Source organism: Nocardioides sp. GCM10028917 (genome assembly GCF_042666175.1).
GTDB lineage: Bacteria > Actinomycetota > Actinomycetes > Propionibacteriales > Nocardioidaceae > Nocardioides.
Genome location: NZ_JBHTFL010000005.1, coordinates 42515 through 61166, shown reverse-complemented (window position 1 = coordinate 61166; position 18652 = coordinate 42515). Strand labels below are relative to the sequence as shown.

Genomic DNA, 18652 nt, shown 5'->3' with positions numbered 1-18652 from the left:
ATCCTCGTACTAGGTTCGGAGATAGGGGAGATCGATGCTCGGGATACCGGTTCGATCGATGCGGCGGCTGCTACGGCGGTTCAAGCGAGAGAAGCGGTGGGGGACCGCATTCATTCAGCTCCTCTATGCCAGTGGAGTTCTCCTAGTTCTCCTGCTCCTCGCTTGGCTTTGGTCGTTACTACGGCCCTGGCGGGTCGCGCTGAGCAACAGCGACACGACCTCCGCGATTGAGATCGTTCCGGCGATCGTCATCGCCGTGCTCCTCTTCGGAGTGGGGATAACGTTCGTCGTGGCGCAGGTAGTTCCCTCAGCCCGAGGCACTCGCGCCGCCGCTTTGCTCACCGATGTGCGTGTCGACCTCACAATCGGACCAGCCATCGGCCTGCTAATTGGGGTAGCCCTCCTTCTGATTTTCCACAACGTGCCACACCAAGGTCACTGGTGGTGGATCGACGCACCCGCGATGACATTGGTGCTCACCTTCCTCACACTCGTCTACGTCGTGGTAGCAACGGTTTCACTAGCCGCGATCTACCGCGACGCCACGAATCCTGAGGAGTTTCGCGTACGAGTGACCTCCGCGGTTACAGCGACGAGCCGGGAGGACGGCCAAGATCGCGTCGACGAGATGTACGGCGCTGTTCGCACGCTGCGCGGTTGGGCCCGGACTGCGGCGATGAGCGGAGACAGCCGCGAGTTGCACGAGGCGCTAAGTGGCTTCCTTCAGTTGTGCTGTCACGTCGCTGACGGTCTTCCCGCAGACGACAGGGACGAACTAGTTCCGCGGGCCTACTCGGCGAACCGCTCGTTGACCAACCCGATGCTGGGTCCGTCGAGAGTTCCTGCCGTGCCCACGCCAACTGACTATGTGACGTGGCAGGAGCCACGGACGTGGCCGAGGGACTCCGTCAAGGAGATCGGCTTCGCCGCGGACCCGCTCGCGCGGGCGAAGGCTGGCGTACAGCCGCAAGCGGCGAGCCGTGCGAGTAACGGTAGCGGTGTACCGCTGTCTGAATCGTCGGTCTGGTTCGCCAATGAGGTCGCCCGGGCAATCGTCCGCGTGGTGGAAATCGGGTTCGACAACCACTCCCTCTTGGATCGAGACCTCTACAGACTGCTGAACAGCCTGGGGAATGCAGCGCGGATCTTCCTCGATTCGCAGAAATCGCCAGCAAGGGACGAGGCACGGGCAGGAGCGGACCAGCTTGCCGACCGAGACGCGGCACACGAGAACAGTTCGCAGTTGACGAGACGTCGAGCGTGCGCGGGGGTGATGATCCGGAGCCTCGCCGGCGCCGGGCTGGCCGCCGGTTCTGTCATAGACAAGAAGCCGGAATGGTTTTACGAGCCGGCGGCTCAGCTTGGCTGTCTTTGGAGGGAGTTCGCGGACGACAGCGGTCAGCAAAAGGATTCGTTGCTTGTTGACGGCTGCGCGGCTGGCTTAGTCGCTGTGCTCTGCGCACTTGAGGCGGCCTTTCCCAAACATCATCTTGAAAGATCGATCGAAGCGGTGCGCAGTGAAATTGGTGGCCTACCAAGAATCGAAGACCTTGAGCGTGTCTGCGAGATCGCACAATCGGGATTGTTCGAAAGTCCGCATCACCCGCGGGTGATTGATGTGGCGGAATCCCGCTACCGGGAGGCCATCAACGTCATTAATAAGAAGCAGAGGCGGTTGTGAAGCGAGATGGACGAAACGAGTGGCGCCGACGCCCACTTTGTCTACTAAGGTACAGACTGTTGAGATGAACCTTTCCCGCCGGCGACCGATCGGCGCCGCACGCCGCACGCCGCACGCCGCACGCGATAACTCGCTGCTTGTGTCCGACGCCAATGACGTCGGAGACGGGATCTCGACACGTGAAAGGGAGCGCCGGCCGGATGTCTGAGTGGGGAGGCGGCCCGGTCTTGCTAAGCGCGGCTTGTCTAGCTGGCCCGCTCTTGGGCGATGTGGCGGGCCGCGCTGGAGGCCGGTCTTCTACACGCCCCAGAGCCCGAATCAGCGACCCGGGGTGACCTCGGTCCAGAGGTGGCCATCCGTGGAGACCGCCACCGATTGCATGCCGGTGCGGGCGACGATCCTCCCGCCGGAGACGTCGATGCCCACGTACCCGAAGTGACCGCGGAGGTCCCTTCCTTTGGCCTGGGCGACGTGACGCTGGCCTAGCCGCACGCTGACAACAGCCAGCTATCGCCGCGGGTCCGTGCGTTCATCCCTACTTTTCGGCGATGCGCTGGAGTAGGCCGGGACTCAGAATGACGAGGCGAGCGCACCATGCTCGCAACACCTGCCAATCTCGATCATCGGGCTCCAGACGCTCAAACACCCCTCGCGGCCACGCCGTGGCCCCACCGTCGCATCTCCGTCCCGCGCCACTCGATAACCTTGACGAGTTCCGCTCGTCGATAGCCAGCCACCGCTTCCGGCACAACGGCGAGACTCCCGTAGTCCTTCGCGACCTGGGCCATCGAGGCATCCGAATCACGAAAGACCCGGATCACGTCCTGCGGAATCCTTGGGGGAACGCCTTGGGCATAGTGCACATCCTTCCAGTGCGACTCACATTGACGCAGATCAGATGTCACCTATCCGTGTAGCAGACCCAGGAGTGGTCTGGGCCAGATAGACCTTTCCTACGCGAAAGCGCATGCTGAAGCTAGGTGCCGGAATGGATTTGAACACTGCTCCCTCGAGGCGTGGTGCCAGGTCGCTCCTGCAGTTCTCGGAGGTTCGCATGCCCATCCTCAGTCCCATGGACCTTCCAGCGCGGCTGGACCGAACCGAGTCTGATGTCTGTTGCGTCGAAGCTGACCTCGTTGGCCGTGCCAGAGGCAGAAGAAGTCCTCTCCCCCCGGTTGCCGGAACCCGGGTCGAGCAGGCGTCACCACTCTTGACGTAGCTAGCCGCTCAGGGCCGGGAGTGCTCACGGGTTGGACCGGCCAGGCACGGAAACCGGTGGCATCAGATCGAGGCTTGAGGAGGGACATGAACAGCACGAACAACTTGGATGTGGCTGCGGACCTGACGCGGCAGCTTTCGGCCATCGTGCCGGTGAATGACGGGGACTTCGACGCGGTGTGGTTAGCGAGCGAAGGCGCACTTCAACGGCTCCAGACCGATGGGTACGCGCCGGATGAGTTCCTGCCGGATGAGGTTTCGGACCAGATGAACTTCAACCTTCCTGGCCGAGACCTCGCCTTGCGGTTCTACCGGGCTTACGTCCGTGAAGTACGCAAGGCTGTGTGCGGCGGCGACCAGGAGTTCCGTAGCAGCATCGACAACGCGTTGACCGCCGGGGCCGGCGCCCTGCTGACCGTGCTCGCTGGTGGTCTCGCCGTGCCAGCGGCTGCAGTCGTCCTTCTCGCACCTATCGGGGCGGTGCTCCTGGTCAAAGGCGTCGACGCGTTCTGCGCTTTGGAGCCATTGCCGGATGAAGCCGATGAGCACTGAGTCAGACGGGGCCCCTCTGCAGGTTGTTCGTGAGCACCTCACTTACGGCACGCTGGACAAGGAGCTCAAGAAGACTTCGTACAGCTGGACCACAACCAAGATCTCGGTGCCGCCGACGTTGCTGGCGGCCATGTCGAAGATGGCGCAGTCCTTCTTCTGGTTCCTCCTAGAGATCCCGACCAGCGGCGACACAAAGGCGCTCCGCGGAGATCAGCTTCTAGCCCCCTGGGACCCTGAGTCACGACGCTACTTTGCGGAGCTCGAACCCGAGGTCCAGGTTGAGATCTGCGCCTGCGTCTGCGCCATCTCTCACGAATGGATCCACCACTTCGACCTACTTGGCACTCCGTTCGGAGCCAATCTGCACGGAAAGCTCTGCCGCGAGTACCTAGCATTTCAGAAGTGGGCTCCCCTGCTGACCCAGAAATGCCCCGACGTTTTCGACGGGCCCCTGATGGATTGGCTCGCGTCGACACCGGCTGGCCCCGATGCAGCTCAGGCGCTCGTCGGATCCGGCCCATTGGGACACGCCCAGGTCGAGCTCCGCGGCCCTGTGCGGTTCTACGAGGTGGTTCACGGAGCATTCCCTAGGCACGTCACGACAGGTTGGGGGGAGAACACGACGTTTCCCACGATCAAGCTCGGCGGGGATCGCCAGTACGAGAAGATCACGGTGAACGAGCTGTGGTCGACCATCCGCGGGGCGGGGCCCGACGGGTACCTGAGTCCGCGCGACATCGTCGAAGGTCGCGCATTTGTGCTCAACCTCTTGTTCATTTGGCACTTGGTCGGCGGGGCCGACCCACCCGACGGCATGGACGCGCTGGGACTGCTGCGGCGTTATACGGCCGCGTACTACGAAGACTCGCCTCGCTATACGGCCGCATTGGAAGTCGTTGCTGGGCAAACGGTCGACGACCTGCTAGCTAGCGGTGACACCGACCTAGTGCAACGCGAGCTCACGACCACGGCCGTCATCACGTGGTACGCACTACAGTCCCCGCCGCCGATCGAACGGGACGACGTCCTCCAAGGCATCACGGCACGTTTCCTGTACGCAGCCAAGGTCGCCAAGGACAACGACTGGCGAAGCTTCAAGGACGGTCCCCTAAGGCTGCTCGAGGGCGTAGACGAGCACTTCGCAGAGGTCGGATCCAAACCCTGCGATGCCCTGTTGCGGCAGTCCGTGCAGGTGCTGGAGCTGACCCGCACGGAGAACGCAGCCTGCAGCGCCCCCGAGGTCCGCGGCTGGTACGAAAAGGTCCTGTCTGCCATCCAGAGGACCCTTCATGCACGCATAGGAGACGGCTACTGGTCCCCTTGGGGACTGGCCTTCTCAGGGAATCCAATCGACCACGTCGACGACACCATCAACGCGGGCATTGGCCAGTTGGAGGACGCCCCCGCTTTGATGACTGACTGGTACGAGCTGCGTGCCCTCGTTCTGCGCAAGCAGGGCAGGCGCGAGGAGAAGATCAGCCAGTTGCGGTCCTGGTTCTCCGTTTAGACGTCGGCATACTTGGTGTTTTGATCGCGCGTGGTTCGGGCCGTTGAACCCGCCCCAGCTTTAATCGCGGCGGTTCACTAGTCGCCTGCGCAACCGCTGCCAGCCGTCAGCGTCACCTCAGGTGCCCCATTCCGCTTGGGCACGCCGTGAGCGGCCTAGGTTGGCCAGCGTGAGACGCCATCCTCCAGCGATTTTCCGAGCCACCGCGGAGCCTTAGGATCGGCTTCTCGACACCGAACGGAATCGTCATGTTCGAACTGCTTTACTACCCGCTGGTCCATCCGCCCAGGCGGACCCTCCTCGAGGCGACGCTGTATTGGGACTCGCTCACCAGCCTCGCCCCCGGCCCAGCCAGCGAAGGTTGGTACGTCTGGGAGGAGGACTTGCGGGTCCTGGAAGGCGAGGGCGTCTACAGGCGGACTCACCTAGAGCCGATGATGCTTGAGCACGACGTCGTCCTCGACAGGGTGATGGACAGGATCACGGAGGTGATCGATCATGCCGACCCGTCGACGCTCACCGTCCCTGACCGGTTCGCTCCCGACACGCGATTGTGGTCAGGCAAGTTGCCCTCACGAGTAGAAGAAGGACTTCGTGAGCGTCGCCTTCTCGTTGACGATGACCGTCACGAGGGAGCCCTGCGTGGCAACCCGCAGATCCTACTTGCATCGATCGCCTGTTTGGCCGAGGAAGCGTCCATGCTGCTAGAGGAGCAGACGGGTAACCGGGTCGTCCCCTCCACCGACAACCGGTACTCCCACGCATGTGCCACCATCCCTCTCCCGAGCACGGGAGCGGAAGTTAGTTGGATGGTGGACGTGGGGCAACTGCTTCCGATCCCGGACGCCGACACGCCCATCGCGGACGTCATCCAGTTCCGCAATAGCCACACCGATGAGCTCGGGCGCTGCTTGGATGCCTCGAGGAATATGCTTGCCGAGCTTCGCCAAGAGATTGCGAACCCCCGCGAGGTGGTCATGGAATTTGCCCAGCGACTTACGGCCGCAATCACTGATCTTCAGAACGCTGGAAAGTCCAGATTCCGTTGGGGAGTCAAGCGTGCAAGTTGGCTTACTGTCGCTACAGGAGCCACAGCGGTCGGAGGCTCAGCAGCCATAGACGTATCAGTCCACGCAACGCCGCTAGTGCTCGCCTTGAGCACAGTCGGCGGCGGCATTGCTGTGAACCTAGCTTCCGCTCCGACGAGGCCACGAGACGATAACTTCACCTATCTCCACCAGCTGAGTGAGGTCTTCCCGTCCGCCTTGGCGGCAAGCTAGGTCCGGGCCGCCGCATGCCAGCCAGAGACCTGCCGTCTACTGCGCCTCGTTGGCCGCGGCGCCGCTCTATGGAGACGTTGTATTTGAGTGGCCTGCTCAAGCAGCAGTAGAGAATCGCGGAATGCTGGCACACGATGCCGCGTTCCTGGGCTCACAGTCATATCGCCGCATGTCGGGTTGGGGAAGAAGGGCTTCTGCGGCCGTCAGGTCCGGACCGCAGACATACCGAGTCGACGCCGGGAATAGGCGTCGAGACGGCCTAAACCAGTGGACCCATGGTGCTGTACTCGACGGTTCGGGGGTCGACGTCGGTCGTCAGGAAGTGTTCACGCCGAACGTCGACGGATGACCGCCCATCACCGTCTTCGTGGCGCTCGTATACCGTCACGTCGACCGTCCATCGCCATTGAGCCGGCTCGACCTCGACGCCAGGATCGGGCACTGTGCAGTCCCAGCAGGCCGGCTCGAAGTCCTCGTGGACCTCGCATCCCACCGGGTCGAAGACGTTGAGCAGACCTGGCGTCCACAGGCTGGCGTCCGGCGGCCAGGAGACCTCTAACGTCATTCCGTCATCGCCCTCGTGCTCTGCAAGGCCCGCTTCGAGGGACGACCGGTGCAGGTCGGTCCAGTCAAAGTTCGGCGGACATGCGTGGTCCTCGGGAATGAGGAGGTCCAGCTCGGATCCTGGTTGCCACGTTCGTGAGTAGTCCGAGTAGATCGACCAGTCGAGAAGCACGGGGTCTTCCCAGCCGTCCGGCAGATCGATCACAAGGTCGTGCACCGTGTCTACGACGTTGGTGTGACCCGAGAGCACGGGTTCGGAGTAGTACCCGGGCGGGTCTCCACGCAGGCTGGCCGCGACCTCGTCGATGCGGAAGCTCAGCTCGAAGCTGCGCTCGACCTTGGAACCGAGCTCGCGCAGGCGATCAGCGATGTCGTCGCCGTCCCTGCGCAGTCGCTCGTAGTAGGCAAACTGCGACAGTGGGACACCCGCCTTCAGGTAGTCGAGCACGTGGACCGGAGGCAGTGGCCACGAGAGGAGCTCGTGCCGAGCCTCGACGCTGTAGCGATCCCGCAGTAACAGGTCGAGAAGGTCCCGCTGACGGCGACTCCACCCAGCGTTCTCCAGCAATACGGCCGAGCGGAGCTCTTCGTTGTCCGCCCACGTCGCGGCGGTTTGCGCATCGAAGCCTGACTCGCGCCACCGGCGCGCCACCTTCGGTCGCTCAACGGGATCGACGTGAGCCAGGGCGTTGAGCCAGTCCGAGTAGTCCTCCGCCACGACCCCCGCGACCACCCAGGCAGCCGCAATGGCGGGAAAGTCCGACTCCTCGAGATCGTCGTAGCCCGCGCTCAAGGCTTCGTGCCACGCCTCAGCCTCGGCGTAGGCGAATCCGAACTGCTGCCATAGGTTGACCTCGGTGAGCTCCGTGAAGCCCTCCCAGTACCCCGGCTCCTGCTCGTCCAGCCAGTCGGTGCTGGCCATGACCGTGCCCACGTCAACTCTCTCCCCACTCATGCGTCGAACCCTGTAGCAACGCACCGACAGCACACGCAGTCGGTGCCCGTCGTCCATCGAGCTCAGCTGGCCCCAGAGCGGAGCTCGTCGTAGGTCCCGGACAGTAGTTGAGCATCATGGTCTGGAAGTACGGGTTGGCGAAGAAGAGGTCGAAGAGCGCGCCGTTGGCGTCGTGACGCTGGACAGGAACTTCTTGATCTTCTCCGCGAGCACCAGCTCGTATTGGCTCCGATCGTTGTGCAAGGCGACCTCACGCAGCTCGACGTCGTCCTTCACGACTACCCACTGCTGATCGCCCCAGACTTTGGAAGCTGCAGTTGTGCAGAATGTAGACCTCGCCGGATTCGCCCATGAGCGGAGTCTGACATGACGGCAATCTTGAGCCGTTCTCGCTCTCGCACACCTTGGGCCGCTTGACCTAGTTCAAGCCCAGTGGCGGGCTCAGCGTGTTGGTGGCACCCGCACCGCGCGTCATTCCAGCCGCTAGGCGGGACGCCTCGCGCGCCGACCCGTCTCCTCGAGCCAGCTGTCGAAGTCTCGGAGTGCTCGAGCTGAACGGTCGCTATCGCCCCATCGCACAAGCGCGTCGAGCACGTGGGTGATGTAGTCGTCCGCGAAGTCCTGCCACTTGAAGTCCGGCTCTGCCAATGGGTACGCGGCCATCTCCGGTCGTAAGTGCGCGATGGCGACGCCCCCAAACACCTCACCGACCGCGGCTCGGACGCTTCGACCCACATGTCGCCAGTCGGCCGGCAGTCGGTGGCCCTGCCGATCGAATGCCTCGGACCATGCAACCACGGAGGAGCCGACTTCGACCTGTGCCAACTCGACTCGCCCCCAGCGCCGAGACATGCCTCGTAGGTCTCGAAGCGGCGCGCATAGGTCAGCAGCCGCTTCGCGGCGGATAGCGCGCGTCTCTGTTGCGCGCGTGGCGCGACTCGAGAGCCGGTATCCCGCATAACTGCCCAGCAACCCGGAGGCCACGCCGGGCACCAGTGCAATGAAGAGTTCCATGGGCGCAGCATCTACAGGACCACCGACAACGATGGTGCGCCCGAAGTGGCGCCAGGCAGAGGTGCGGCATTCCGCCGCTTGGGGACCAGGCAGCGTTGCTGAGCAGTGCCTGGCAAGCTGCTGCAAACGCTTCGGTCCACCCTCGTCACCACCTAGACAGAATGGCGGGCACGGTCGATTCTGGGGCTAACGCCATCCGTACGGGTGAGGGAGGTGGGGATGAGCGCCCTGCCGCGCCCGGACGTGCCGTTCGGAGCGCATCGCGACCTTGTCGATGCCCTCCACGCACTTCACCACAGCGCGGGATGGCCGTCCCTGCGCACTCTCGCGAGGGCGACGGGCGTCTCTCACACAACCGTTTCCAAAGCCTTCTCGACTCCGACCGTCCCGTCGTGGGGGACGTTGGAGCTGCTCGTACAGGCCATGGACGGCGACGTGGCCTACTTCCACGAGCTTTGGGTGAGCGCCACGATGCCGACCGGCGCTGCGGCACAGGACGTGCCTGGTATGGCCGGGCGCCGAGTCGAAGTCGCCGTCCTTAGACGTCATCTCGCGGGTGGAGACGGGCTCGTTCTCGTGGCTGGAGAGGCTGGCATCGGCAAGTCCGTGCTTGTCGAGTCCGCCGTGTCATCGACCGACGTCTTCGTGGCCATCGGTCACTGCCTCCCTCTGTCTGCCGCTATGCCGCTCATGCCGATCGCGGACGTCGTGCGCACGGTGGCCAGAGTGGACGACGGCCGATGGCTCGAACAGGCACTGGGGCATTGCCGACCGTACGTGACTGGGGCGTTGGCGCCGTTGCTGCCTGAGCTCTCCGACGATGCTTCGGAAGTAGCGAGCGGCGAGTTCGCACGCCACCGCATGTCCATGGCGGTCGTCGAGGTCTTGGAGGCGCTGGCTCGGATCCGACCGGTGGCTTTGGTGCTCGACGACCTGCACTGGGCCGACATGCCCACGCTGGATCTGGTGGAGCAGGCTCTCAGCTGGGGACTCGGTCTGCCCCTGGTCGGCACGTGGCGGCTTGAGGACCCTGACGTCTCTCCAACGCATCGCGAATGGGAGGCGCGCATCCGCCGGAACCGCGCCGTGACCTCGCTGGTGTTGGAACCCTTCACCCGGGAGGAGACGGCCGACCAGTTGCGGCTGACATACGGCGAGACGCCGCCTGACGCCGTCGTCGACCGCATTCATGGGCTGGGACAGGGACTTCCGCTGTACACCGATCAGCTGGCCGGCTCGCATGACGGCGAGGTCCCGCAGCAGTTGGCCAACTTGCTCGACCTCCGGCTCGGCCAGCTTGAGGGCGAGCCTTGGCAGGTGGCTCGCGTCCTGGGCGTCGCCGCACGGCCGCTGGCTCCGGACACGCTTCAGCAGGCCACGGGGTTGTCGACATCGGAGCAGTTGCGCGGGCTTGCAGGTTTGGCCGAGCGCCGCGTGCTGCGAGTTGGAGTGACCGAGCGCGTGGCGTTGGCTCATCCGTTGCTCCAGGATGCCATCAGACGTCGACTACTCCCCGGCGAGGCATCCACCGTGCATGCCCGCCTCGCGGCCGTGCTGGCCACGCTTCCCGACGTCGAGCCGGGCGAGGTCGCCCGACACTGGCACGAGGCCTCACGCCCCGACGAGGAGATCGAGTGGCGCATCGCCGCCGCCCAACGCGCCCGCGAGCGGCACGCTCCAGCGGAGGCGTTAGAGAACTGGCTGCGCGTCCTGGTGCTACGCGACCTAACGGACCGGGCCGTCGACGTCCCGCTGTGGCAGATGCTCTGCGAGGCCGCGGACGCGGCTGCAGACAGCCAAGACATCGACTCTTCTCGTGCTCTCGTCAACCGAGCCCTCGCACTCGACCTCGGCGACCCGATACGCGTGCGGGTGCTCAGGTTGGCCGGCGCGATCCACTGCTACGGCGGCGACCAGGGAAAAGGCGTGGAGTTCCTCGATCAGGCGAGACAGCTGGTCGATGTGGTGCCCCCATCGGTGGAGCTGGTCGACGTGCTTCTTGCGCGGGTGGCGAACCTGTCGGATGCCGGTCGCATGGACGATTGTCGCGTTGACTTGGCGCGAGCGATGGAACTGCTCGCCGACTACGACGATGGAGCTCGGCTGCAGCGGGTTCTCATGTGGTCGGCGTGGTACGCGATGGCCGACGGCGAATACGACCGTGCCCGGGAACTCATCGGAGACGCACGTGCCGCCGCAGAGCCTGGCGCCGACCCGCACGCAGACCTTGCTCTCGCCGTGAACGCTACCGACATCCTGTTACACACCGGCGCTCCGCCAGCCATGTTGACCGCCGTAGCCGCTGAACCCCTGGAAGTGGCCGCGCGATGGAATCTGGACGAGCGTTTCCTCGCAGCCGTGTTGCGGGGCAACGTAGCTGAGGCCTACCTCCGCGCCGGCGATGTCGACCTGTGCGCGCAGATGCTCGAGCCGGACGTCGGTCAAGCGCCGACCCTCAACACGGCGATGTCGCACATCACCTACGCAGCCGTCGAGCTACGTCGCGGGCACATCACAACCGCCCTCCACCGTTGCGCCACGGCCGACGCCGCACAAGGCAGTCGGGGTTCGAACTGGGCCGAGGTGGTCCCGCAGTACGCCGAGGTCCACATCTGGGCCGGATCGCCGGCCGCCGCGATCGTCCTTCTCGAGCAGACGCTGGCCGAAACCCTCCTCACTGACAACGCACGAACCGCCGCGCCCACGCTCGCCTGGTGCGCTCGTGCGTACGCTGACTTGATGGACCTCGACCAGGCATCCGACGCCGAACGGGAGGGGACGCAAAGACACCTGCTGACTCTGCTCGAGCAGGCCCATGTCGACCCATTCGGTGCCACGGCGACAGGGATCCTCGTCCCCGCGTGGCGATCGCTCTGGCGTGCGGAACTGGCGCGCCTCATGCGGACTGACCTCGTGTCGGCATGGACGGACGCGGCCGCCACATGGGACCTACGCAACCGCCCCCACGACGCCGCGTACTGTCGCTGGCGAGGCGCACAGGCCGCCCTTCGTCAGCACCAAGGCACTCTTGGCAGACGGCTGCTACGCCGAGCAGCAGCCGACGCCCGTACGCATGTACCTCTCCGTCTGGCTATCAACGCCACCGGGCAGTGAGGGCGGCGCTCCGAGGCATACCCCTCTCCAATAGGCGTGCTGGCGAACCTCTACGCCGTCGGCTCGATCTCTCCGACGTACGTCATACCGCCGCCTATGACTGTCAAGCGCGGCCGCCCTGCGGTCGACGCTCGGGTGCATTCCGTCCCGCAAGCCGATCCCTCTGCGGGATATTCGCCTGGAGCAGCGACGGGATGCCGCTCCTCCAACACCTGCGCAATGTCGCATCTTGGGGGTCGACGCGGCTCGGTGACTGCGCAGATGCGCGATCGAGGCTGACGTAACGGGAGGTGTTCAACAACGCCGTCGAGTTTCAGTCTTCGCAGCATCTCGATAAGAAGGCCGCGCAAGGGTCGGCCGGGAACTTCTTCAGTTTTCGGGGGGACGGGGGCGTCCCCCCGCTCTGACCTGCGCAAACGCAAAGACCGTATCCCCGTCGAGCAGGCGTCCCCGCTCGAAATCAGGGGTTGGGGGGACGGATGCGGGTACGCCCGCTCGCGATCTTTTCTGCCGTGCTCAGCCACGGACGAAAGGAGCGAGCGCGATGAGTGTGGGCGACCAGCTTGGCCTCGACGACAACAGCGAACTGCTCGACCAGGCCCGCCAGAAGTGGCCGGCCTGGGTGGCCGCAGATCCGCGCCTCGGTGTGGTCGACAACTTCGACGACCTCCGCTCCTGGTTGCCGGCGGTGGACCACGAAACCTCCGACCAGGTCCTCCTCGCGCTGGCCATGCTGGCGGCCCCCGACGGTGGCGACGACATCGCAGCTGCGGCCGCTCTGGCCAAGTGCTTGCTGCCCGGCGCCTGTCGGCTCGCGTGCTGGCTGAGCACCCTCCCGCCACGCGAGGTCTTCCGCGACAGCCAGCCGGTTATGGCCGGCGCCTGGTCAGCAGTCGAGCGGATCGACGAGCTGGTGGCCTCGCAGCTATGGATCGAGGTCCGCACGTTCAAGTGGCGCCGGACCCGCAAGGTCGCGGCCAACATCTTGATCAACACCCGCGTCGGTGTCCTCCGCGAGGTCGGCGGCTTCTTCTACGTCTCCCGCGCCGACCGCTCCTGGGCCAACACCACGCTCGTCGAGTCTTTCTCAGCCGGCGACCTGACGAGCGTCGACGGCGGTGCCGGCTACTCGGCTGAGATGCCGACGGAGCGGGCCGCCGGCACGCTGTTCCACCGACCCGAGATCCTCGCCGCTGCCGGACCCGAGCAGGACGAGCAGTCGGCCGCCGAGGAGCTCCTGGAGTTGCTCGCGTGGGCCTGCGACCACAAGGTGATCAGCGCCGCGGATCGGTACCTGTTGCTGTGCTTGGTCGAGGAGGCCGACCGAGTCGAGACCCGCAGGCTGGCGCGTGGGTATGGCGGACTCCTCAGCAATGAGGTGTCCAGCCGGGTCGCGCCCCGCATCGGGGTCTCTGAGGCAACGGTCCGTCGCCACGGCTCGCGAACCATGCGCGCCCTCGCCGCGGCCGCCCCGAGGAAGTTTGGCCATGACGAATCAGCCCGGAAGTGATCGCTCGCGCCACCCGCGACACATAGGCGACTGGAGGTGAAGCCCATGACGAACACCCACGACGGCGAGCCCCGTACGCCTGAGCAGATCGCCGAGCTGTTCGCGATCGCCGGCCGCGAGATCGAGGCGGTCGAGCAGCTGACCGGCTGCGTCGCCCAGCTGCACGAAGTGCAGGCCGCGAAGGCTCAGCTGGCGATCCTGACCCCGGCCGAGATCCGCGCCGCGCTCGCGTTCCGGCGATGCGCCCTCAGGGGGGCCCAGTGAGCACCCGGTCCCCGAGCCGCCCGGTCGGTGTCGACGAACTCAAGCGGGCCTGGCACGCACTGAACGCCGGCGAGTTCCGCACCAGGACCGGCGCCGGTAGGGGTCCCCGCGGCCGCGGCGCCGCCGCCGCCGAGGACAACTGGTCACCGGTCCACGGCGAGCACACCATCGCCGTTCTCGGGTCCGCCGGCTCGGTGGGCGCGAGCACCGTCGCCCTGGCCACCGGTCTCGCCGCAGCTGCCCCGGTCCGAGTCATCGAGTGCTGCTCGGTCACCACCTCCGGACTCGCCGCGGCGAGCACCGCCGAGCTCGGCCTCCACCAGAGGGACTGGCGTCAGGGCAAGCGCGACCACGTCCTGCTCGAGCGCGCCAGCGAGGTCCTCGCCGGCGTCGACGAGGTCCCGCCGCCCATCGAGGCTCAGAACGAGACACAGCTGACCATTCTCGACATCGGCTGGGAGGCCGGCCAGCTGCTGGCCACCGACTGCTGGCTGGCCGAGGCCGTCCGCGCCGCCGACCAGATCGTCCTGGTCACAACCGCCACCGTCCCCGGGATGCGTCGCGCGGGAGTCGCCATGGACCTGCTGTCCCCTTGGCAGCCCGAGCAGATCGCCCTCGCCGTCCGCGGGCCACGCCGCAAGAAGTGGCCGCGCGGCCTCGAGCACGCCGGCGGCCCCGCCGTCCACCGCGCCCTGGTCGCGGAAAGGTGCGTGGAGATCCCCGTTGACCGCGAGCTCGCGGTCAACGGCCTGGACTCCCGCCCCGTCCCTGCCCCCCTCATCTCGGCAGCACGTCGGCTGCTCGAGCCCGCACAGCGGCCCACCGACACCAGCGAAGGCGCCTGACCCTCCCGGGGTCAGCAACCCAGAAAAGGGAATCCCCCATGGACGTCATGACCGCAACCGCAAGCACCGTGATGGCTGTCTGCCCGAAGGCGCCTCCGGGTGCTGTCGGCCCCACCAACGAGATCACCAGCTACGTGCTGTGGGGCGTCATCGTCCTGTTCGGTCTGGGCATCATCATCGCCATCGCCGCGATCATCGCCGGCCGAGTGTTCTCCCTGCCGCACGCCTCCAAGGTCGGCGTGATCTCGGTGGTGGTCGTCTTCGCCTGCGCGATCGCCTACCTGGTGCTCCCCGGGATGCTCAACGGGATCCTCGGCAAGGGCTGCATCTGATGCGGCGCGCGGCCGCGAAGAAGGCAGCTCCCTTCGAGCAAGGCACCAGCGAGTGGAGCCAGCGCAGGCTGCTCGGCATCCTGGCCGCCGCCGTCGCCGTGGCTGTACTCCTGCTCGCCGGCCTCGCGTACGCGGTCTACCTGGCGATCGCCGGCATCGGCGACGAGACCAGCGCGAACACCGGCGTCGCCACCGGCGAGACCGTGCGCTCGACGGTGGCCCGCGGTGCCGCGCATCGCGATGAGATCGCGGCCGTGCCGATGCTGACCGTGCCCGAGAGCGCCGCCTTCCCGCCAGCAGGCTCGGGGACCCCCCGCGCCAATGCACCGGAGATCAACGTCCCGACCGGGACCGGAGTCAACGGGCCCGCGTTCGTGGTGACCGGGTTCCCGCACACCCCGGAGGGCGCGGTCGGCCAGCTCGCCCAGATCGACCTCGCGGTGCTGCAGTCGATGAGCCTGAGCACCGCCGAGGAGGTTTACAACGCCTGGGCGCTGCCCGGCGGGGTCAGTGCGGAGGACTGGTGGATCACCGCCAGCGTCCGTGCGTTTCTCTCCAGCACCGGGATGGGCGAAGTCAAGGACCCCAGCGCCTCGGTGTCTCTGGAGCCGGCCGCCGCGCTGGTCAAGGGCACCGACGGCCCCGACTGGGCGACGGTGTGCGTGCTGATGAAGGTCAGCGCCACGTACAAGTCCGAAGGCCAGATCGCCTTCGCGCACTGCGAGCGCATGCAGTGGGTCGGCGGCCGCTGGATGGTCGCCCCCGGCGCTCCGCCTGCACCCGCACCCGCGACCTGGCCCGGCACCCAGCTGGGGCACGAGGCCGGCTGGCGCGCCTGGTCCACCGACCACACCGCCGAACCCGCCCACCCCGGCGACACGGAAGAGGAGCACTGACATGCGCAACGGGATGAGCAGTCGGATCAAGGACCCGACGGGGGAGTCCCGTACGACCCTGCTGCGCGTGGGGGTCCTGGCGGTGATCGCCGCCCTCGTGGCCACCGCCGTCTGGCTCGGAGCGCGCGGCCGGACCGATGACAACAGCGGAGCCGACAAGACCCCCCGGGACTCCTCGAGCCAGACCGGGCAGCAGGGGCGGAACGTCTCACTCGACCAGGTCGACCAGGTCGCCCCGGAGGCCGCACCCGCAGACGGCGTCGTGATCCCGACCGGCGCCGACCAGGTCGACGGCTACCCGACCCAGTTCCCCCAGACCGACCTGGGCGCGGTCGCGCTGCAGGTCGAGGTCGCCAAGGCGCAGTTCGGGTTCGACTACGACCAGGCCGCCACCGTCGCTGGCCTGTACGCCAACCCCGAGGACAAGGCCGTCTTCGAGCAGCGCGCCCGCGACGCTGTGGCGCTGCGCCGTCAGCAGGCCGGCGTCCCGAAGGAGGGGGACGTCCCCCCGCCCGCGTCGTACGCCGTGACGCCGATCGCCTACACACTCGAGGAGCTCGACACCGGCTACTACGCGGTGAACCTGCTCAGCTACGTCACCCTCACCACTGCCAACGGCAACGTCAGCGACGGCCTCTACGCCGGCACCCAGCTCATGCGGTGGCTCGAGGTCGACGGCGTGGGCGACTGGCGACTGGTCTCGGGCAGCACCGCAGACATCGAGCACTTGGTCTCCACCGGACAGCCTAAGGCGGTCGCGCCGGGCGCCCCGCAGTACAAGCAGGCCGGCTGGATCCCGATCAACGGAGCACCCCAGTGAGCACCGCTGATCTCTTTCGCCGGGTCACTCGGCTGGGCATCGGCGCCCTGGCGGTCCTGGTCCTCACCACGCTCCTCGGAGCCGCCACAGCTCTTCAGGCGCCCGCCGCCGCAGCCGAACCGGCGACCAGCGCGGCGGCCAGCACGGCGGCCAGCGCAGCGGCCAGCACAGCGCAGGTCGCCACGGTCGAGACCCCCAGCCAGGCGCTGGCCCGCTCTCTCAAGATGAGCTGTCTTGGTCCCGACGAACTGTGCGACCTCGGCGGCGACGCCGTCGAGTGCGCGGAGGACCCGGTCGGCTGCGGCAAGGCCGCGGCCGGTGGCGTCAAGGACGAGATCGAGGACCAGGTCGAGGGCGTCCAGGAGTGCCTCGATAACCCCAGCCTCACCGACTGCGCAAAGGGAGTCGGGGGAGTGGTGCCGGGCGTCGGCGGGTGTGGGCTGCTCGACGCGATCTGCGACGCCGGGCTCCCGGGGATCGGAATCCCTGGCGTCCCGGGGGTGCCCGGCATCCCCGGACTCCCGAACGTGGGGGACCTCTTCGGCGCCGGCATCCCGGGCCTCGGTGACATCCCCAATCCGTTCGAGAACATCGGCGACGTCATCGCCAAGGCGGCGGCCGATGCCTGGACCTCGGCAATGCTCGCGGTCTGGAGCTCCGGCCTGTTCGTGCTGCGCATCGTGCTCACATTCAGCGAGCTGTTCTTGACCCCCGACCTGAGCAACGACGGACCCGGCAAGGACCTCTACACCTTCACCCTCTGGCTCGCACTCGCCCTGGTGGTCATCCTGGCGATGATCCAGCTCGGCGCCGCGGCCTTCAAACGAGAGGGCAAGGGCCTCGCGCGGGCGTTCATCGGCGCAGGCCAGTTCGTCCTGGTCTGCGCCTGCTGGTTCGGCTACTGCGTCATGATCGTCGCGGCCTGCGGCGCCATCACCAAGGCGCTGATGAAGTCGCTTCTCCAGGTGCAGACCTGGCCAGACTGGGATCCCCTGGGCGGCCTCGGCGTCGACGACATCACCGAGTCCGGCGTGGCCACCGCGCTGGCCTTCCTTGGCATCTTCTTGTGGCTAGCCGCGATCGGGCACGTCCTGGTCTACCTCGCCCGGGCGGCCTCGCTGCTGGTCCTGGTCGCCACCGGTCCGCTCGCCGCGGCCGGGTTGGTCTCCGACTTCACCCGCTCCTGGTTCTGGAAGTCGCTGCGCTGGTTCCACGCCGCGGCGTTCACACCGGTGCTGATGGTGATGGTGCTGGGCATCGGCGTGCAGTTCGCCAACGGCGTCGCTGCCCACCTCGCAGACAGCACCGCCAAGGCGTTCGGCACGGCACTGCCGGCGGTCATGACGATCCTGATCAGCGTCGTCGCGCCGCTGGCGCTGTTCAAGCTTCTGGCCTTCGTCGACCCCGGCACGTCCAGCGGCGCGTCGTTCCGTCAGGGAATGGCCATCCAGGGCGGCCTCCACGGGCTGCTGAGCGGCGGCGGTGCCGGCTGCGGCTCGTCGGCCGCGTCGACCACCGACGGCAACGGTCGCTCGTCGGGTGAGCATAGCGCCGAGGCCTCGACCGGCGATCGGTTCAACAAGTCCACCCAGGGCGTCCTCGGCAGCTTCGGCCCGGTCGGACAGGCGTTCGCTGCCGGGCTCGGGATGGTCAGCAGCGCCGGAGCGAAGGCCACGTCCCTGATGTCGGACGAGACCAACCAGGCCGGCGTCGGGCAGAGCACCTACGGACCCGATTTCAGCGGCATGGGTGGCCGCCAGTCCGGCCAGTCCAGCGGTCAGCCCGGCGACCAGAGTGGCGGCACCCACCCCGGCTCGCAGAACGGCGGGGACGACGACTCGCCGTTGCCGACCCCGCCGCCCCCGCATGCCCCGCCTGCTTCGCCCACCGGCGGCGGACCCGGCGGTGGCTCGGGTGGCGGCTCTGGCGGACAGGGCGGCGGTGGTGCCGGAGCAGCGCCCAAGACGCCGGCCGCCGGTGGCGGCGGGGGAGCGGCCGGAGGTGCCGGCGGAGCCGCTGCGGCTGGTGGCGCGATTCCCCCGGTGGCGGTGTAGCCGACGCGCCGCACGACCTGCCCCCAGCTCCGATCGACAGGCAGTG

The 18652-nt window shown here is 66.8% G+C and carries 14 protein-coding genes; 12 read left to right on the top strand and 2 right to left on the bottom strand.

Annotation, left to right across the window (positions count from 1 at the left end; translation table 11 throughout):
* Positions 1-34: 34 nt before the first annotated feature.
* From ACFQW6_RS07370 to ACFQW6_RS07355, 4 genes are all read left to right on the top strand, one after another.
* Positions 35-1681, top strand: coding sequence for a hypothetical protein (locus ACFQW6_RS07370; RefSeq protein ID WP_378542835.1), 1647 nt, complete (start codon positions 35-37; stop codon positions 1679-1681).
* Positions 1682-2986: 1305 nt separating this feature from the next.
* Positions 2987-3451, top strand: a complete 465-nt coding sequence (locus ACFQW6_RS07365; protein ID WP_378542833.1) for a hypothetical protein — start codon at positions 2987-2989, stop codon at positions 3449-3451.
* Positions 3441-4958: a hypothetical protein gene (locus ACFQW6_RS07360; protein ID WP_378542831.1), complete on the top strand. Its 1518-nt coding sequence runs from the start codon at positions 3441-3443 to the stop codon at positions 4956-4958. The genes ACFQW6_RS07365 and ACFQW6_RS07360 overlap by 11 nt, the downstream gene beginning before the upstream one ends.
* Positions 4959-5206: 248 nt before the next feature.
* Entirely contained in the window at positions 5207-6238 is a 1032-nt protein-coding gene (locus ACFQW6_RS07355; RefSeq protein ID WP_378542829.1) for a hypothetical protein, read from the top strand.
* Between the two features lie 259 nt (positions 6239-6497).
* On the opposite strand, the gene ACFQW6_RS07350 is transcribed toward ACFQW6_RS07355, so the two are convergent.
* Both ACFQW6_RS07350 and ACFQW6_RS07345 read right to left on the bottom strand, forming a co-directional pair.
* Positions 6498-7757 (bottom strand): hypothetical protein, encoded by a 1260-nt coding sequence (locus ACFQW6_RS07350; RefSeq protein ID WP_378542827.1) that lies wholly within the window; start codon positions 7755-7757, stop codon positions 6498-6500.
* A gap of 114 nt (positions 7758-7871) precedes the next feature.
* The gene (locus tag ACFQW6_RS07345) at positions 7872-8033 is read right to left on the bottom strand and encodes a hypothetical protein (RefSeq protein WP_378542825.1); all 162 of its coding nucleotides are present in this window, start codon (positions 8031-8033) and stop codon (positions 7872-7874) included.
* A 957-nt stretch (positions 8034-8990) separates the two neighbouring features.
* Between ACFQW6_RS07345 and ACFQW6_RS07340 the strand changes: the two genes are divergently transcribed.
* The 8 genes from ACFQW6_RS07340 (at position 8991) to ACFQW6_RS07305 (ending at position 18606) form a co-directional block, all read left to right on the top strand.
* On the top strand, positions 8991-11885 hold the full coding sequence (locus ACFQW6_RS07340) for an ATP-binding protein (RefSeq protein WP_378542823.1): 2895 nt from the start codon (positions 8991-8993) through the stop codon (positions 11883-11885).
* A 544-nt stretch (positions 11886-12429) separates the two neighbouring features.
* Positions 12430-13395 (top strand): hypothetical protein, encoded by a 966-nt coding sequence (locus ACFQW6_RS07335; RefSeq protein ID WP_378542821.1) that lies wholly within the window; start codon positions 12430-12432, stop codon positions 13393-13395.
* A 45-nt stretch (positions 13396-13440) separates the two neighbouring features.
* Complete coding sequence (locus ACFQW6_RS07330; protein WP_378542819.1) at positions 13441-13659, top strand: hypothetical protein; 219 nt, start codon at positions 13441-13443, stop codon at positions 13657-13659.
* Positions 13656-14504, top strand: a complete 849-nt coding sequence (locus ACFQW6_RS07325) for a hypothetical protein (protein ID WP_378542817.1) — start codon at positions 13656-13658, stop codon at positions 14502-14504. The genes ACFQW6_RS07330 and ACFQW6_RS07325 overlap by 4 nt, the downstream gene beginning before the upstream one ends.
* Before the next feature lie 47 nt (positions 14505-14551).
* Positions 14552-14836: a hypothetical protein gene (locus ACFQW6_RS07320; RefSeq protein WP_378542815.1), complete on the top strand. Its 285-nt coding sequence runs from the start codon at positions 14552-14554 to the stop codon at positions 14834-14836.
* On the top strand, positions 14836-15732 hold the full coding sequence (locus ACFQW6_RS07315; RefSeq protein ID WP_378542813.1) for a hypothetical protein: 897 nt from the start codon (positions 14836-14838) through the stop codon (positions 15730-15732). The genes ACFQW6_RS07320 and ACFQW6_RS07315 overlap by 1 nt, the downstream gene beginning before the upstream one ends.
* A gap of 1 nt (position 15733) precedes the next feature.
* The gene (locus ACFQW6_RS07310) at positions 15734-16552 is read left to right on the top strand and encodes a hypothetical protein (protein ID WP_378542811.1); all 819 of its coding nucleotides are present in this window, start codon (positions 15734-15736) and stop codon (positions 16550-16552) included.
* Positions 16549-18606: a type IV secretion system protein gene (locus tag ACFQW6_RS07305; protein WP_378542809.1), complete on the top strand. Its 2058-nt coding sequence runs from the start codon at positions 16549-16551 to the stop codon at positions 18604-18606. The genes ACFQW6_RS07310 and ACFQW6_RS07305 overlap by 4 nt, the downstream gene beginning before the upstream one ends.
* Positions 18607-18652: the final 46 nt, after the last annotated feature.

What these genes read in the sequence shown, in the direction of transcription:
- ACFQW6_RS07335 (WP_378542821.1), top strand. Translation starts at nt 12,430, where the DNA reads ATGAGTGTGGGCGACCAGCTTGGCCTCGACGACAACAGCGAACTGCTC.
- ACFQW6_RS07310 (WP_378542811.1), top strand. Translation starts at nt 15,734, where the DNA reads ATGCGCAACGGGATGAGCAGTCGGATCAAGGACCCGACGGGGGAGTCC.
- ACFQW6_RS07365 (WP_378542833.1), top strand. Translation starts at nt 2,987, where the DNA reads ATGAACAGCACGAACAACTTGGATGTGGCTGCGGACCTGACGCGGCAG.
- ACFQW6_RS07370 (WP_378542835.1), top strand. Translation starts at nt 35, where the DNA reads ATGCTCGGGATACCGGTTCGATCGATGCGGCGGCTGCTACGGCGGTTC.
- ACFQW6_RS07340 (WP_378542823.1), top strand. Translation starts at nt 8,991, where the DNA reads ATGAGCGCCCTGCCGCGCCCGGACGTGCCGTTCGGAGCGCATCGCGAC.
- ACFQW6_RS07320 (WP_378542815.1), top strand. Translation starts at nt 14,552, where the DNA reads ATGACCGCAACCGCAAGCACCGTGATGGCTGTCTGCCCGAAGGCGCCT.
- ACFQW6_RS07315 (WP_378542813.1), top strand. Translation starts at nt 14,836, where the DNA reads ATGCGGCGCGCGGCCGCGAAGAAGGCAGCTCCCTTCGAGCAAGGCACC.
- ACFQW6_RS07360 (WP_378542831.1), top strand. Translation starts at nt 3,441, where the DNA reads ATGAGCACTGAGTCAGACGGGGCCCCTCTGCAGGTTGTTCGTGAGCAC.
- ACFQW6_RS07355 (WP_378542829.1), top strand. Translation starts at nt 5,207, where the DNA reads ATGTTCGAACTGCTTTACTACCCGCTGGTCCATCCGCCCAGGCGGACC.
- ACFQW6_RS07350 (WP_378542827.1), bottom strand. Translation starts at nt 7,757, where the DNA reads ATGAGTGGGGAGAGAGTTGACGTGGGCACGGTCATGGCCAGCACCGAC.
- ACFQW6_RS07330 (WP_378542819.1), top strand. Translation starts at nt 13,441, where the DNA reads ATGACGAACACCCACGACGGCGAGCCCCGTACGCCTGAGCAGATCGCC.